The organism is Chryseobacterium jejuense (genome assembly GCF_017877355.1).
GTDB classification, from domain to species: Bacteria; Bacteroidota; Bacteroidia; order Flavobacteriales; family Weeksellaceae; genus Chryseobacterium; species Chryseobacterium jejuense_A.
Window position 1 is genome coordinate 236,753 of sequence record NZ_JAGIPR010000002.1, and the last position, 14,522, is coordinate 251,274.

The 14,522-nt window shown below is 35.8% G+C and carries 13 protein-coding genes and 1 tRNA gene; 9 read left to right on the top strand and 5 right to left on the bottom strand.

The window, feature by feature from the left end:
* Nucleotides 1–85: 85 nt before the first annotated feature.
* The 3 genes from J2772_RS04865 to J2772_RS24400 all read right to left on the bottom strand — a co-directional run bounded on the left by J2772_RS04865 (nucleotide 86) and on the right by J2772_RS24400 (nucleotide 3,071).
* On the bottom strand, nucleotides 86–1,840 hold the full coding sequence (locus J2772_RS04865) for a hypothetical protein (protein WP_209913844.1): 1,755 nt from the start codon (nucleotides 1,838–1,840) through the stop codon (nucleotides 86–88).
* Between the two features lie 197 nt (nucleotides 1,841–2,037).
* Nucleotides 2,038–2,145: transfer RNA gene (locus J2772_RS04870), tRNA-OTHER, on the bottom strand.
* A gap of 125 nt (nucleotides 2,146–2,270) precedes the next feature.
* Complete coding sequence (locus J2772_RS24400; protein WP_410494391.1) at nucleotides 2,271–3,071, bottom strand: RtcB family protein; 801 nt, start codon at nucleotides 3,069–3,071, stop codon at nucleotides 2,271–2,273.
* Between the two features lie 749 nt (nucleotides 3,072–3,820).
* On the opposite strand from J2772_RS24400, the gene J2772_RS04880 reads away from it, so the two are divergent.
* From J2772_RS04880 to J2772_RS04890, 3 genes are all read left to right on the top strand, one after another.
* Nucleotides 3,821–4,153: a HopJ type III effector protein gene (locus J2772_RS04880; protein WP_209915030.1), complete on the top strand. Its 333-nt coding sequence runs from the start codon at nucleotides 3,821–3,823 to the stop codon at nucleotides 4,151–4,153.
* A gap of 23 nt (nucleotides 4,154–4,176) precedes the next feature.
* Nucleotides 4,177–5,196 (top strand): helix-turn-helix transcriptional regulator, encoded by a 1,020-nt coding sequence (locus J2772_RS04885; RefSeq protein WP_209913848.1) that lies wholly within the window; start codon nucleotides 4,177–4,179, stop codon nucleotides 5,194–5,196.
* 128 nt (nucleotides 5,197–5,324) lie between these two features.
* On the top strand, nucleotides 5,325–5,462 hold the full coding sequence (locus tag J2772_RS04890) for a hypothetical protein (protein WP_002980888.1): 138 nt from the start codon (nucleotides 5,325–5,327) through the stop codon (nucleotides 5,460–5,462).
* A gap of 303 nt (nucleotides 5,463–5,765) precedes the next feature.
* Here J2772_RS04890 and J2772_RS04895 read toward each other — a convergent pair whose 3' ends face one another.
* Together J2772_RS04895 and J2772_RS04900 are read right to left on the bottom strand one after the other, a co-directional pair.
* Nucleotides 5,766–6,950, bottom strand: a complete 1,185-nt coding sequence (locus J2772_RS04895) for a DUF1501 domain-containing protein (protein WP_209913850.1) — start codon at nucleotides 6,948–6,950, stop codon at nucleotides 5,766–5,768.
* A 39-nt stretch (nucleotides 6,951–6,989) separates the two neighbouring features.
* The gene (locus tag J2772_RS04900) at nucleotides 6,990–8,369 is read right to left on the bottom strand and encodes a DUF1800 family protein (RefSeq protein WP_209913852.1); all 1,380 of its coding nucleotides are present in this window, start codon (nucleotides 8,367–8,369) and stop codon (nucleotides 6,990–6,992) included.
* A gap of 628 nt (nucleotides 8,370–8,997) precedes the next feature.
* On the opposite strand from J2772_RS04900, the gene J2772_RS04905 reads away from it, so the two are divergent.
* The 6 genes from J2772_RS04905 (at nucleotide 8,998) to J2772_RS04930 (ending at nucleotide 14,522) form a co-directional block, all read left to right on the top strand.
* Nucleotides 8,998–9,561 (top strand): hypothetical protein, encoded by a 564-nt coding sequence (locus J2772_RS04905; RefSeq protein WP_209913854.1) that lies wholly within the window; start codon nucleotides 8,998–9,000, stop codon nucleotides 9,559–9,561.
* Between the two features lie 116 nt (nucleotides 9,562–9,677).
* On the top strand, nucleotides 9,678–10,727 hold the full coding sequence (locus J2772_RS04910) for a glucokinase (RefSeq protein WP_209913856.1): 1,050 nt from the start codon (nucleotides 9,678–9,680) through the stop codon (nucleotides 10,725–10,727).
* A gap of 144 nt (nucleotides 10,728–10,871) precedes the next feature.
* Nucleotides 10,872–11,438 (top strand): YceI family protein, encoded by a 567-nt coding sequence (locus J2772_RS04915; RefSeq protein WP_209913858.1) that lies wholly within the window; start codon nucleotides 10,872–10,874, stop codon nucleotides 11,436–11,438.
* Between the two features lie 78 nt (nucleotides 11,439–11,516).
* On the top strand, nucleotides 11,517–12,143 hold the full coding sequence (locus tag J2772_RS04920; protein ID WP_209913860.1) for a YceI family protein: 627 nt from the start codon (nucleotides 11,517–11,519) through the stop codon (nucleotides 12,141–12,143).
* 286 nt (nucleotides 12,144–12,429) lie between these two features.
* Nucleotides 12,430–13,098, top strand: coding sequence for an alpha/beta hydrolase (locus tag J2772_RS04925; RefSeq protein ID WP_209913862.1), 669 nt, complete (start codon nucleotides 12,430–12,432; stop codon nucleotides 13,096–13,098).
* 80 nt (nucleotides 13,099–13,178) lie between these two features.
* Nucleotides 13,179–14,522, top strand: coding sequence for an ammonium transporter (locus J2772_RS04930; protein ID WP_209913864.1), 1,344 nt, complete (start codon nucleotides 13,179–13,181; stop codon nucleotides 14,520–14,522).

Consider the following 14,522-nt stretch of genomic DNA (forward strand, 5'->3'; position numbering starts at 1 on the left):
GCGTTATCTGCAAAATCAGCGAGAGATAAAATAAAATCATCAGCTAAAATAAAAGCGCCATTCAAAATTTTTGAACAGCGCATTTTTATTTAAAAACTTTAATAAAGCTATCTTTTTCCAGACTCTCCAGAGAGAAGTCGAAATCAGCTTCTGCTCTTTCTGTCGTAATCTCTGCTCCCAGCTCTTTGATAAGCTCATTGAAGGACATTGCTTCATACCATTGCTGATACAATGCACTGGTTGCCATTACAGATACTTCCGTATTTCCTGAAACATGAGAATGACCCGCTCCGAAATTCAACAGTACGAAACATTGTTTTTCGCTTTTTGGCAGCAGCATTCCCAGAATCATTTGCTTTTGGACAGAATTACATCTGACTTCTGCAAAGAGATGGTTAGGATTCATCATATAATCATAAGAAATGTTGTCTCCTTTTCCGATAACGATTTTATATCCACAGTTGGCATCTCCGCTGAAAACGTTGTTCATTACAAGCGTTGGAGTACTCAGACCTTTATTGGCATAAAGATATTCAACAGCACCGTTAGGAGCAGAAGTCATATCTCCGGAATACATCAATTGTCCCTCACCATAATTATAAGCGGCATTCCAACCTATTTTTCCGGCGATATTCAATCCGGAAAGGTCCAAGTCATGAGCGCCCCATTGATCTTCCCAATAGACACCAACGGCTAGTCTATCTCCATAAAAACGGGTTCCGGTAGGAATGTTTCCAACAAACATTTTTTCAGAAGTTGGGAGTGCAAATTCTATATTCTCGGGAAAATAGAATTTCTTTCCGGAAATATTTTCATACTTCAGTTTCAGAAAATCTAAAATAAATTCATAGTTGAATTGATTCACATACGTTTCCTTACCTTTTTTAACCCATGATTTTCCGTTTCTGATTCTGTACACAAAAGTATCCTGACCATACATTCTTGAGTAACATGCTGACAATGCTTTAAACAATGCAAACGGTGTTGCATTTTCCAGCCAATGCCAATCGCTGTTTTCCAGCAAAGTATTGGTAGCATTATTCAATGGGTTTGAAATTAATGGCTTATGATGTACTTTAGACAGCTTCGAAATTTTATTAATCGTTTTCGGAGCTCTGTTTTTATAAGCCAGAAATAACGGCTTAAATCTGTTGAAAATTTCTGCCAGTTTTTCCATCCCAAAGCTTTCGAACAGATAGGTTGGGTTGAACTTACTCTGCTTAATTAAACCTATCAATTCATCATTTTTGATTAAAAGTGTTGTCTGGGTTGTCTTATAAATCACATAACGGAAAAACTCAACAGGATTTTCAGGATAAATGTCGTATAGATCAGCTATTTTTATAATGGCTTCTTTATTTCTGATATTTTCCTTTCCTGTAAAATCATATTCCAGTTCCGTATGCAGAATATACAGCAAATCATCAATTGTTTCTTCTTTTAAAGCAATTCCGGATTTCAATAGAGAAAGACATTTTTCCTGCATTTCTTCTACGGTATAAGCCTTTATTACTTTAAAAATCAACTTCATATCAGGAATATTCAATATTTCTGTAGGAATATAAATTTCACTCTGAAAATTACTTCCATAGGTTGAAATATAGTGTTGAATCTGTTCAAACAACAAGTCAATTCTGGAAGTGTTTTTTATTTTCTCCCAAGACTTATGGAACGTTTTATTCAAATCATTTCCATTCAGCTTTTCTTTTGAATAATAGGAGATGATTTCTTTTTTTGCCCAAACTGCATTAGGTTCAATAATAAAACCGCCATTAGAAATAAATGGCTCTGCATTCGATTCTTTGGCTAGTACAGCATTGAATAATTGTAGTGTTTTCATTGTTTTCATTTTAAAAAAATAAGTGAGGAGTATGTTCATTAAAAGTGAAGGGTATAGGAACTCCTTTTACCTATAGTTTTATAAAAGCGGGGAGTAATTTATCCGAAAAATATAGGAACTCCCTTTGCCTTATAATTTGTAAAAAGGCGGAAAGTATTTCTAACATATAGGAACTTTCTTTGCCTGAAATTTTATTGAGGAGCAGACAGGGCTCGAACCTGTGACACACAATTGGGATTCATAGGAACTTTATTTGCCTGCAGCGAAAAGTAATTTTGTTGCTCTACCATCTGAGCTACTGCTCCTGCCTTTATGAAAAAAGTTTTCATGAACCTTACAGGCTTTTACACCCGCAAGGCTTGGTCATTAGTTTTTTTAACAACCTTATAGATTTTCAAAAACCTATAAGGGGTACTATTAAAGTTATCAATTATGCTTTTCTATATTTTTTCTTTTTCTTCCACGGTGCATTTTTCTGAACGTCACCCGCCATAATACACCCGTAAGGCATCACTTCATCCAGTACTTCACAAAGTCCGTATTCTTCAATCTGTGCTCTTACATTGGCCGCACTTTTATAAGCGCTTGGCAGCTCAGAGATATCAATTTCATTGGAATAAAATCTGATATCCAATCCTGCAGTTTCCTCATTGAAGATCTCTTCAGTGGTTTTATGGGCCAGAGATCTTTTATGCTGACTTCTGCTGTAATTTCTTCCCGCTCCGTGTGGGGCAAAACCAAGGTTTCTCTCATTGGTCTTTCCCTGAACAATCAAAACCGGTTCAGCCATATTCAACGGAATCAGTCTTGGCCCGGTGATATCAGGCATGAACTTATCATCCAGCGGAGTAGCTCCTTTTGCGTGATAAAACAGATCTCCATCTTTGAAAACAAAATTATGCTCATTCCAATATCTGTTTTCTTTTTCAATTTTCAGTTTGTTCAATACTGCATCATGAATAGAAGTATGGTTTTCTTTTGTCCATGTTCTGATAAGCTGAAGAGCTTCCCAATAGGATTTTCCTTCTTCAGTATCATAAGGAATCCATGCATTTTCTCTTAACGTTTCAGGAGAAATATCCTGTCTGAAACGATTGGCTACTTTCATTCCTTTATCATAGAGTGCAGCACCCGGAGCTCTTGATCCATGATGCGTAACTAACATTGTATTTCCCGTATTTTTGGAAATTCCAACGAAAAGGAAATGATTTCCGTCTCCCTGCGTTCCCATATGAGAACGGGCAATGCTAATCAGTTTTTCATCTTTTAAGAATTCATTTTCTCTGAATGCATCCATCAATTCCTGAGACATAGGCATCTGTTCCCCTCTTGGTCTTCCTCCGTATCCGAAATGTGTCACAGAATGAGCCGCATCCAGAATATCTTTAGGATTAACCTTTCCAAAATCAGTAAGCATAACAGAACAACAGATATCTGCGCTATGGAATCCCGGGTGAATGGCATTTTTTGCAACCACTACACCTCCGACAGGAATCTGACCTTCAGGACCTGTAGGACAGGCATCAGGCATTAAAGCTCCGGCAGTTAGGGTAGGGGTTTTCATCAGCTTATTCATGGTTCTGATTACTTTCTCTACATTATCCGTTTCATTTTCATGCTCAGCTCTGATGTTAATGATAAACTCAGGAGCGGTTTCATGAAGTGGAATAAGCTCAGGCTGTTTAAACTGTTCCAGATATTCTTTGATCTGAATTTCATCCAGATGATTTTCATTAATATAAGTAATGGCATCTTTAAACCATTTAGCTGGTCTATATCCCAATTCGATTAAGTGATTTCCGTTAAATTCCATTGTTATGTCATTTTGATGATGCAAAGTAATAACGTTATTACGCAATAGTTTTGCGTAGATGTAAAATTTTTGATTATTTTTACAAAAAAATATAAAAAAGGCAAATTCGCTGATTTGAAAATTAGAGTCTTGGCCTTAAGTAAAGAAAATTAAAACTTACAACTATGATGTTATTAGAACAATTAAAGCACTTTCCTGAAACCGTTCAATTCAATGATGTGATTGCTTATATAGATGCCAACTACGATTTTACTCCTACAGCATTCAAAAACGGAAATACAAGAAATGAAGAAGGGCAGAATAACGGTTCATGTAAAATATTCGGTTTTGCTTCTTACCACGGCCTGACCAAAGAAGAAACGCTTCCGCTTTTCGGAGAATTTTACAGAGAAGATGTTCTTAAAAAACCTAATGGAACAGATCATCAAAATATCAGAAACTTCATGGAATTCGGATGGGATGGATTAATCTTTGAGGGAAATCCATTGAAGGAGAAATAGGTTTTTAAGTTAAAATAATCATTATGTCATCTAATAAAAACGCTCTGATCCGCTATAAAACATTAGATAAATGTCTCAAAAACAAATACCGGAAGTATACGCTGGAAGATCTCATTGATGAGTGTTCCGAAGCTTTGTTTGAATTTGAAGGCAAGGAGTCTTATGTGAGCAAAAGAACTATTCAGCTGGACCTTCAGAATATGCGGAGTGAAAAGTTCGGGTATGAAGCTCCAATTGAAGTGTATGAAAGAAAATATTACCGGTACAGCGATCCGGAATACAGCATTCATAATATTTCCGTGAATGAAAGCGATCTGAAGGCGATGAATAATGCTGTGCAGATCCTGAAACAGTTTAAAGACTTTTCAATGTTTAAAGAAATGAACGGTGTGATTCAGAAATTGGAGGATTCTATCCATTCTACCAGCCAGAAATCCATTATTCATTTGGATAAAAATGAACAGTTGAAGGGGTTGGAGCATATTGATATCCTGTATGAAAGTGTACTTAATAAAAAAGTATTGAAGATTTTATACAAAAGTTTTACGGCAAGAGAATCCAGTGTGTATACAGTTCATCCGCAACTGTTGAAGGAATATAACAACCGTTGGTTTCTGATTTGTCTTTACAAACAAAAAATGTATAATCTTGCATTGGATAGAATGGAAAGTATTGAAGTGGATGAGAAAGCTTCCTATATTGACAGGAATCTGGATGGTGATGATTATTTTAAAGATATTGTAGGTGTTACCGTTGCAGAATCTATAGTTCCTAAGAACGTAGTTTTTTTTGTAGATGCAGCGAATGCTCCTTATGTGAAAACAAAACCGCTGCATAAAAGCCAGGAAATTATAAGTGAAACAAAAGAAGGAACTCTTTTTAAAATCTGTGTACAGATCAACTATGAATTAGAAAGACTGCTGCTGGGCTTTGGAGACTCTCTGGTGGTACATAAACCTCATAAATTAAGATTGAGAATGGAAGAAAAATTCAAAGCTGGAAGTAAAAATTATCAGGAGTTGATAATTCCTGAAAAAAACTAGTTTTCAAAGGAATTCATAGGTTATTTATGGATTTAATCTACTATTTGTATGTAAATTATTTATGGAAAATTTCTCTCTGATTTTTATATTGGCTTGGTAATTGCAGTCACTAGGTACAAAATTACACTATGAAATCAAGAATATTTAAAGCACTTATTGCCATTATAGCACCTATAGCGATTGAGTATATCGTTAAAAAAATATCTGAGAAACTTGATAAAAAAGAAGATCAGAAAGAGAAAGAACCAAAGCAGATTACTGCTTAAACGCAAAAGTAGTTAAAATTTAAAATTTGAAAAGAGACTGTCATATTGGATGGTCTCTTTTTTTGTGGAATGATGAGATGGGCGAGAAGTTATGGGCATAACCACCCCGTCAAAAATTCTTTGAATTTTTGCCACCCCTCCGGAGGAGGGGAATGTGCAGTCCTTCAACTGAAATATTTATTGTGAAATTCAATGAAATCGGAGATTTTTAAAAACTTATGTGTGCATCTCAGCAGCCCTTATTTTAACTTTAAAAATAACTTAAGTGTTAAAAACTTTTGTGGTTAAATAAATTTTGACAATTTATATGAAGTCATAAACCCCGTTTTTCCATCCCAAAACCTTAGAAGAATCAGCCTTCAGCCAGTTTTTCAAAATGGTAGCGTAAACTTTTCTGAAATCTTCAGTATAGATCAGATCCCCTTCATTTAAATTCTGTAAATCAGGAAGGTTGTTCAGTAAACCTTTCTTTTTAAGGTTTCCACTAATGAAAAACATTTGGTTGGCTGTTCCGTGGTCCGTTCCGTTGCTGGCATTTTGAGCCACTCTACGTCCAAATTCAGAGAAAGTCATCAAAAGAATATTATTGAATAAGCCGTTGCTTTTCATATCCGCAACAAAGGATTCTACCGCTTCATTAATATCACCGAACAGTTTTTTCTGACGGTCATTCTGGTTCACATGAGTATCAAAACTTCCAATCGAAAGATAGTAGACTTGGGTATTGATATCTGATTTGATTAAAGAAGCCACTGTTTTAAAATCCTTTCCCAACTGAGAATTAGGATAAGTCTGCTCTGTTTTTTTTGCTTTACTTTTATCAAAGATATAGCCTGCATTATTAATGGTAGAACCTAAAGTCTGATAAAGGTAAGAAACCGTTTCGTCATCGTGATGATGGTCATAAAGTGATTTGAAATATTTCTCCTGACTGGTCTGATATAATCTTTTAGGATCTTTAAAGGCAAAAGCTTTGTTATTTTCTCCCTTCAGGGCAAGACTCAACATGTCATCTACTTCCAGTGCCTGAGTAGGATGCTCACAACGGTAGCATTCTTCATCTAAAAAGCGGCCCAGCCATCCGGTATCCAGAAATTCATCACTTCTGCTGGCGGATTGCCAGATATCCATGCTTCGGAAATGGGATTTATCCGGATTGGGGTAGCCTACATTGTTCATAACGGAAAGCTCTCCGTTATCAAAAAGTTCTTTAAAATAGGGTAGAGAAGGATTAATTCCCGCTTCATCAGTCAGTGATAAAGAATCCTGAACTGCAAGCGTTTTTCTTTCCCTGAAATAGATATCGTTTTTTGCAGGTATAATCGTGTTCAACCCATCATTACCGCCTGTAAATTGGAGGACCACCAGAATATTCTGATTGGAATTCAGAGCTTCATCCAGTGTCATAGCTTTTAAAAAGTTAGGCATTAAGAAGGAAGCTGTGGCCAGTGAACTTATTTTGAGGAATTCTCTTCTTTTGATTAACATAGTGTTGGATTTAAGTGTAGGTTACAGGTAACGAATGGTTTACATTAATTGATACTCCGGAGTTGACATCAGGTTAATAATAGTCATTTTCGTGCTTTTATCAGAGAAATTATTTACTGTATTCATATCCAGACTCTTGGGGTTTTGGATCAGATAATCTTCACAGTTTTTATGGGTAAAAACCTGATCTACACGGTTCCAGTCTATCGTGATATTCGGATTTTTAAAGCTTTTATTTAAAGCCGTTTCTTTAGATTTCATTCCCATATCAATGTCATCATCCTGTCGCGGACTGTATTCCAGTGGACGAAGACCCGACCAGATCTGCGGTACCTGAAGTCTTAGCATCAGGGTAGAACTGTCAATCCAGGCTCTTCCATTGGGCCATCCTGCAACATTGGGCGGATAGAGCAGCATTTGTCCTAACAGCTTTTGATATACGATGAGGTTTTCAGGATTCTGAATCTGCATCGGAAGTATCCGCATTATCCCGGCCATCAGTTCTATTGGGGATTTTATTCTGTTTCCGATATTTTTCTGATCGTAAAACCATGAGCTTGAAAAGATATCAGCCATCAGTTTTTTAATATCATAACCGGAGTTGTAGAAGCTTGTGCTTAGGGTATTCACAATATTCTGATCTACATTTTCATTGACGAAAAACTTATAGATCTTGGTAGTAATAAATTTTGCAGTTGCTTTTTGATTCAGAATACTATTTAAAATATCAGTACCACTAAAATTATCTGTTTTTCCCAAAAAGGTCTTGTTTCCTTCATCGTGCTGGTTCTTTCTTTCCTTAAAGTTTCCCTCTTTATCATAACTCCATCCTGTAAATGCTCTGGCTCCTTCTCTAACATCTTTTTCCGTATAATTTCCCCTTCCCATAGTAAAAAGTTCCATAACTTCACGGGCGAAATTTTCATTCGGATGATCCTTTTTGTTTTGCTGGTTATTCAGAAAGTTAAGCATGGCCGGAGACTGGCTTACCTCAAAAAGCAGATCTTTGAAATTTCCCAATGCATTTTTCCGGATGGTATTTAATAACTGTCGGTTGAATTTTGGATTAAGAACCCTCGATGCAAAATGCCCATGCCAGAAAAAAGCCATCTTTTCTCTCATCTGTTCCTTGCTGTTCACCATTTTATCCAGAAAATTGAGATTCAGTTCTTCGTTCTGAGCTCTATAGACCCGCTGCATTTCCTTTTTCTTTTCAGCAGGAGCAATAGTGTTCATTTCATCTGCAGTAGAATCTATATCTGGTGTATCATAGGTGATCTCTGTAAAGTGATCTTCTTTAAATAATTCATGAATCAGCATTTTTGTGTTTTTATTTTTCAAATCATCAATTTGATTAATTCCAACACCGAAGCCTGCGCGCCAGAGAAGATGTTTGTTTTTTAATAATGAATCAGCCATGGGGAGAGCATTTATTTTTTTGATGTTTCTGAAGAGAGAAGGTTAAAATGATAACGGGTTAAGGTTTGTTAATATTATAATGAGTAATGAGTGTGGGTGGTAGATGTGTTGGAAAACGCTAAAGGGCGCTAAGATTTTTTAGAGTATTATTATGTTTTTAAGGCGCAAGGGCTTTATCTGCGATAAAATTGAACCCTGTTGATCTCACGCTGATTTACATGTGCAGCAGATGATTATGAAATAATTATAAAATGTACATTTTAATCGCCACGAATACCTGAATAAAAAAGTTAATAAATAATTCGTGGCATTCGTGGCAAAAAATAAAGCAGTATCCTTGCTTAGAATCTTGGATTCTCTTGCACCTTTGCGTTTTCCAGGAATAGAATCTGTTTTATATCAATAAGTTGCGTTTTTTATTCTCCAAATTTTTAACTTTTTATACTTATTTCACATTTTAGGCTCGATTTTTTATAAAAATTGTTAAACAATCATTTAAAAATTAGCATAAAATAAATATCTGATAATCATTTTGTTGTGTTTTTTTAGAGTGTTAAAAGAGATGAAAAAGCCTCCAATGGCACGATTTTTACATCCTCTTGTTTAGTAAAATTTAAAAATTAGAGTTATGAAAATGTTTAAACAAGCAATATTGCTGGCTGGAATTTTAACAGCAGGTATAGCAAGCGCACAGAATTCAAAAATGAATAACATGATTAAAGTGGGCGCAAATGTTGGTTTAGCAGTTCCTGCAGATAACCTTTCTGCAGCAGTAGGAGTGGATGTAGCTTACCAGAACCTGATTACACCTGGATTTGGATTAGGTATCGCATCTGGATATACTCACTATTTTGGAAAAGAAAACAACGGTTATAAAAATAATGATGTAGGGGTAGTTCCTGTAGCTGCATTAATCAGAATTTATCCAAAACAAACAGGTTTCTATTTCGGAACTGACTTAGGTTACGGATTTTTAGTAGGAGATAAAACTGTTGCTTCTAACACGAATGTTGAAAGAGCAAGCGGTGGATTCTACATCAAACCGGAGATCGGATACCACAATAGAGACTGGAACTTCTTCGTACAATACCAGAAGGTTTTTGTAGGAACTAAAGGAGATTTAGCTGGTCAGGACTATAATGTGGGGAATATCGGCGTAGGATTCGGTTATAATATTCCATTAGGAAAGTAGTTAGATTTAATATATAAACAATTATTAACCAAAACCTTTTCACGAAAGTGGAAAGGTTTTTTTGTTCTGTGCAGGATTTACGAAAACAATTATTATATTTGGTAAAATTTGAGGTTATGATTCTGAATCCAAAATTTCCACTTTATTTACCAGGAGTAGAGAACAGTAATAATGATAATGTTTCTATCATTGGAGCAAGTCTTCGTGAAGATATAACAATCTTAGGCTATTTTGTTTCCGGTAACGGAGGTCTTGAGATTACACTACAAAATACTTATTCTACTAAGGAGTATGCTTCTTTTAATGACATCTTAAAGAAGTTTATTCAGGATAATCAGTTGGACAATGTAAAACGTCTGGGAATGGCTGTGCCAGGCCCTGTAATTGACGGAAAAAGTAATCCAGTAAGACTGGGCTGGAACTTAGATGTTGAAGAATATAAAAGAGAATTCGGTTTTGAAAAAGTAGAAATGCTGAACGATCTTGAAGCTTCTGCTTACGGAATGGCTCTTCTTGAAGATGATGACCTTGAAGCGATTTATACCAGCGGTCATCTTGAAAAAGGGAATGTAGCAATCCTTGCTCCAGGAAATGGATTGGGAGAAGCAGGATATTTCTTTGACGGAAAGAACTTAAGACCTTTCGCGACAGAAGGAGGACATTCTGAATTCTCACCAAGAACGAATGTGGAGGTTGAGTTTTACCAGTTTCTTAATAATATCTATGGTATTGTGAGTTGGGAAAATGTATTATCTAAGTCCGGGATATTCAATATTTATCGTTTTCTTAGAGATGTAAAAAGACATCCCGAGCCTGAATGGTTAGGAGAACGTCTTGCTAATGGTAATTTCGTTGAAGAACTTTACAAAGCAGCAGTAGAGGATAATGTATTGATCTGCAGAATTGCTTTAGATACTTTCCTTGAGTTTCTGGCAAGAGAAGCCAATAACTTAACGTTAAAGTTAAAAGCTACAGGAGGTCTTCTGATTGCAGGAGATATTCCTCAGATGGTAAGAGAATATATCGATAAAGCTAAGTTCTACGAAAAATTCAAGATCAGTGATAAAATGGAGGGAATGCTTAGAAACATCCCGATCTATCTGGTCAAGCAAAATCATACAGCATTAAAAGGTATGGCACTGTACACAGCCTACTATCAAGCATAAAAAGAAAACTCCGAAGAAATTCGGAGTTTTTTTATGGGATGATATTATTCATAAAAATAATTAAAATTCTTGATATAGATCAATGAAATCTATCAAATAAGTTGGCTACCTTTGTCCTAAACTTAATTAAAATAATTCTAAACAATGAAAAAAATATTTTTATTAGCAGTATTAGCTGGTGGTTTAGCTTTCGGACAGTCCAAAAAAGTAGTTGCATCTGATGTTCACTGGTGGGGATATAAAGTAGCAAAATCTGAGGCAAGTTCTCACGATGGAACGGTGAAAGTAAAATCAGGTGATATGGTAATGAAAGGCAACCAACTTGTAGGAGGAAACTTCGTATTGGATATGACTTCTATTAACGCTACTGATCTTACAGGAGAATATCAGCAAAAATTGAATGGACACCTTAAGAATGGTGACTTCTTTGAAGTTGAAAAATTTCCAACTGCTAGTTTCAAAATTACAGGTGTAAAGAAAAACAATGATAAAATCTACAACTCTTTAGTAACAGGAACCCTTACTTTGAAAGGAAAAACAAGCCCGGTTACTTTCCCTGCTAAAATTTCTTACAGCAAGGGAGTGGTAAGTTTAGTATCTAACAAATTCTCTTTCGACAGACAGAAATTTGATGTTGCTTACAAGTCTACAATGCAGGATGTTTTTGTGAAAGATGATATTGATATGGTAGTAAAAGTAACTGCTCAATAAATTAATCAAAAAAAGATTGTTAAAAGTGTAGAAGTTCTACACTTTTTTTTATTTTTGTTGAATTGTAAATAAAAAAGAATGAAAAGATTACTATTGTTTGCTATGGTGTGCGCAAGCATATCATTTGTTTCTGCCCAAAGGAAATTTGATAAAGTTTCAAAAGTGACTTCATCAGAGATCAGGTGGTGGGGATATAAGGTTGTAAAAACTGAGGCTTCCTCCCATTCAGGAACGATAAAATTAAAAAGTGGAAAATTCAACTTCGATCATACTGTATTGGTAGATGGTGAATTTATAATAGATATGAGAAGTATGATGGCTGGTGATGTTTCTGATGAAGATCAGATCAAACTAACCAATGACCTGAAAAGTACGAACTTTTTTGAAGTGAAGAAATTCCCGGTTGCCAAATTCCATTTGACTAAAATTATTCCATTAGCAAACAGTGAGTATAACTCTACAGTATACGGAGATCTTACCCTTAAAGGTGTGAGAAAAACCATTACTTTCCCAGCGAATGTATATGTAACTCAGTTTACTACAGTGATTGAATCTGCGAAGTTCTCTCTCAACAGAAGAGACTTTAAAGTATTCTATCAGTCTTCATTAAAAGATTACTTCATCAAGGACGAAATGGATATTCAGTTTAAAGTGTCTACTGAAAAGCTGGATAACGAAAACAGAGTTCCTGCAAAGAAGAAATAAAATAAAATTAAATGTTGATAAAAAAGCAGTTCTTAGGAGCTGTTTTTTTTGTTGAATGATGTCGTTTCCGATTGTGATATTTATCAGAGGGATAGCTTTTGTATGCTTTAGATTCTTGCAGAATAGCAAAGCGCGGGCATAGTGTACTGTATTTCTTTTTGATATTCTGAAAGAATCTCAGCATAGTTTAGAAGGCAGTATAGTCCTTTAAATAATTAAAAAATTATAGGTTAAATTCTTTTTAATCTCAATAGCCGCTTTTCTGCATTTTTTATAAATTAGTAGGATGAAAATTTATGTTGTAAGCGGTCTTGGAGCAGACTTCAAGGTACTTGAAAGATTACAATTTCCCAAGCATTGTGAACTTATTTTTATAGACTGGCTCATCCCGGAAAAAAATGAGCCTTTTCATGCTTATGTAGAAAGAATGGCAGAGAAAGTAGATACTTCGGAGCCATTCTGTTTGGTTGGGTATTCTTTTGGCGGAATTATGGTTCAGGAGATCAATCGTTTGAAACCAGCCGAAAAAGTAGTCATTCTGGGAAGCATCAAATCTGATAAAGAAAAATCCAAATTCATAAAGACTGGGGAAGTAACTAAAATCCCTAGAATATTACCCGTAGGACTGTTTAATACAAGGGCGGCCAATGTATATGCCGTACTCAGAAAATTATTTGATCCTAAAAATCCGAGGATCTTTCAATATTTCAGAGTAAGAGATCCTTATTATCTGAAATGGTCTGTAGAAAAGGTTGCTGAATGGAAATTTGAAGAGAATCCAAAGGTCATTCAGATATTGGGGGATAAGGATATTGTTTTTCCAATCAGAAATTCAAAACCTGATTATATAATTAAAGGAGGAACACATCTGTTTCCGGCCACTAAAGCCAAAGAGGTTTCTAAAATCCTGAATGAAATATTCAGTGAAAAAGCAATAATGTTATTAGATGAATAATTTTTAATGGGGTATTTGTTGAATAAATAGCTTTTTTATGATATTTATATGTAATTTTGATAGGGTTAAATATAAATTTTATGAAAATAGGATTAAAATGGATCGTTTCATTCTCACTTATTGCATTGGTTGCTATTGGAGGCTTGTTCTGGAATCCGGTTACAGATATTTCTGATAAAGGAGCGTTTTTAACTGAAGATAAAATTGTAGGAGCAGATGTAGCCTGGATTTTAGCAGCAGCAGGACTTGTATTGCTGATGACGCCGGGATTATCCTTTTTTTATGGAGGAATGGTAGGCAGGAAGAATGTAATTTCTACCATGCTACAGAGTTTTATTGCGTTAGGGGTTATTTCTATGGTTTGGGTGGTGGTTGGCTTTTCATTATCCTTCGGTGAATCTCTGGGGATTACCATTGCCGGGAAACATTATGGGATTATTGGAAATCCGTTAAGCTATCCTTTTTTTTATGGAGTAGGGAATCTGCCGCATAGCATGATGGCACCCACTATTCCTTTTATTCTGTTTGCCTTATTCCAGATGAAATTTGCCGTTATTACTCCTGCAATTATTACCGGATCTTTTGCAGAACGGGTTCGTTTCATTTCTTACCTTTTATTCATTGTTCTGTTCAGTATTTGTATTTATACTCCGCTTTGTCATATGGTATGGCATCCTGACGGTCTTTTAAACAAATATTTTGGTGTGAAAGATTTTGCAGGTGGTACTGTTGTGCATATGAGTGCTGGTTTTGCAGCACTTGCAGGAGCTTTGGTATTGGGAAAACGGAAAAATCCGCATCATGAACCTTCTAATATTCCCTATGTACTTCTGGGTACAGGAATGCTGTGGTTCGGATGGTTTGGATTTAATGCAGGATCTGCTTTAAGTGCTTCTGCTTCTGCAGCAACTGCTTTTGGAACTACTACCATTGCTTCAGCTTCTGCCATGATGACCTGGATATTTTTTGACAGGATCAACGGGAGGAGCATATCTGCCCTGGGAGCATGTATTGGTGCGGTGGTAGGTCTTGTGGCTATTACACCCGGATGTGGATTTGTCAGTATTCAGGAGAGTCTTTTCATAGGGTTTATTTCTGCCATTGTTTCTAATCTGATGGTCAATTGGAAAGCCTTAAACAGAGTAGATGATACCCTGGATGTTTTTGCCTGTCATGGAGTAGGAGGTATTATGGGAATGATTCTGACGGCCATTTTTGCTCATGGTGAAAAAGCAAGCCTTCTTCATGGTGGCGTTGAGGTATTCCTTCATCATCTGGCTGCATTATTTCTGGTGTCTGCATTTACTTTTCTCGGATCTTTGTTGTTGTATAAAGTTACCAATGCCATCATTACATTAAGAGTTTCGGAGGAATCTGAAAATATGGGACTTGATCTTTCCCAACATCAGGAGCGCTTTAATTGA

Bases quoted from the DNA above. Each gene is read 5' to 3' on its own strand.
- J2772_RS04865 (WP_209913844.1), bottom strand. From the start codon at position 1,840: ATGAAAACACTACAATTATTCAATGCTGTACTAGCCAAAGAATCGAAT.
- J2772_RS24400 (WP_410494391.1), bottom strand. From the start codon at position 3,071: ATGGGAACGCAGGGAGACGGAAATCATTTCCTTTTCGTTGGAATTTCC.
- J2772_RS04880 (WP_209915030.1), top strand. From the start codon at position 3,821: ATGTTATTAGAACAATTAAAGCACTTTCCTGAAACCGTTCAATTCAAT.
- J2772_RS04885 (WP_209913848.1), top strand. From the start codon at position 4,177: ATGTCATCTAATAAAAACGCTCTGATCCGCTATAAAACATTAGATAAA.
- J2772_RS04890 (WP_002980888.1), top strand. From the start codon at position 5,325: ATGAAATCAAGAATATTTAAAGCACTTATTGCCATTATAGCACCTATA.
- J2772_RS04895 (WP_209913850.1), bottom strand. From the start codon at position 6,950: ATGTTAATCAAAAGAAGAGAATTCCTCAAAATAAGTTCACTGGCCACA.
- J2772_RS04900 (WP_209913852.1), bottom strand. From the start codon at position 8,369: ATGGCTGATTCATTATTAAAAAACAAACATCTTCTCTGGCGCGCAGGC.
- J2772_RS04905 (WP_209913854.1), top strand. From the start codon at position 8,998: ATGAAAATGTTTAAACAAGCAATATTGCTGGCTGGAATTTTAACAGCA.
- J2772_RS04910 (WP_209913856.1), top strand. From the start codon at position 9,678: ATGATTCTGAATCCAAAATTTCCACTTTATTTACCAGGAGTAGAGAAC.
- J2772_RS04915 (WP_209913858.1), top strand. From the start codon at position 10,872: ATGAAAAAAATATTTTTATTAGCAGTATTAGCTGGTGGTTTAGCTTTC.
- J2772_RS04920 (WP_209913860.1), top strand. From the start codon at position 11,517: ATGAAAAGATTACTATTGTTTGCTATGGTGTGCGCAAGCATATCATTT.
- J2772_RS04925 (WP_209913862.1), top strand. From the start codon at position 12,430: ATGAAAATTTATGTTGTAAGCGGTCTTGGAGCAGACTTCAAGGTACTT.
- J2772_RS04930 (WP_209913864.1), top strand. From the start codon at position 13,179: ATGAAAATAGGATTAAAATGGATCGTTTCATTCTCACTTATTGCATTG.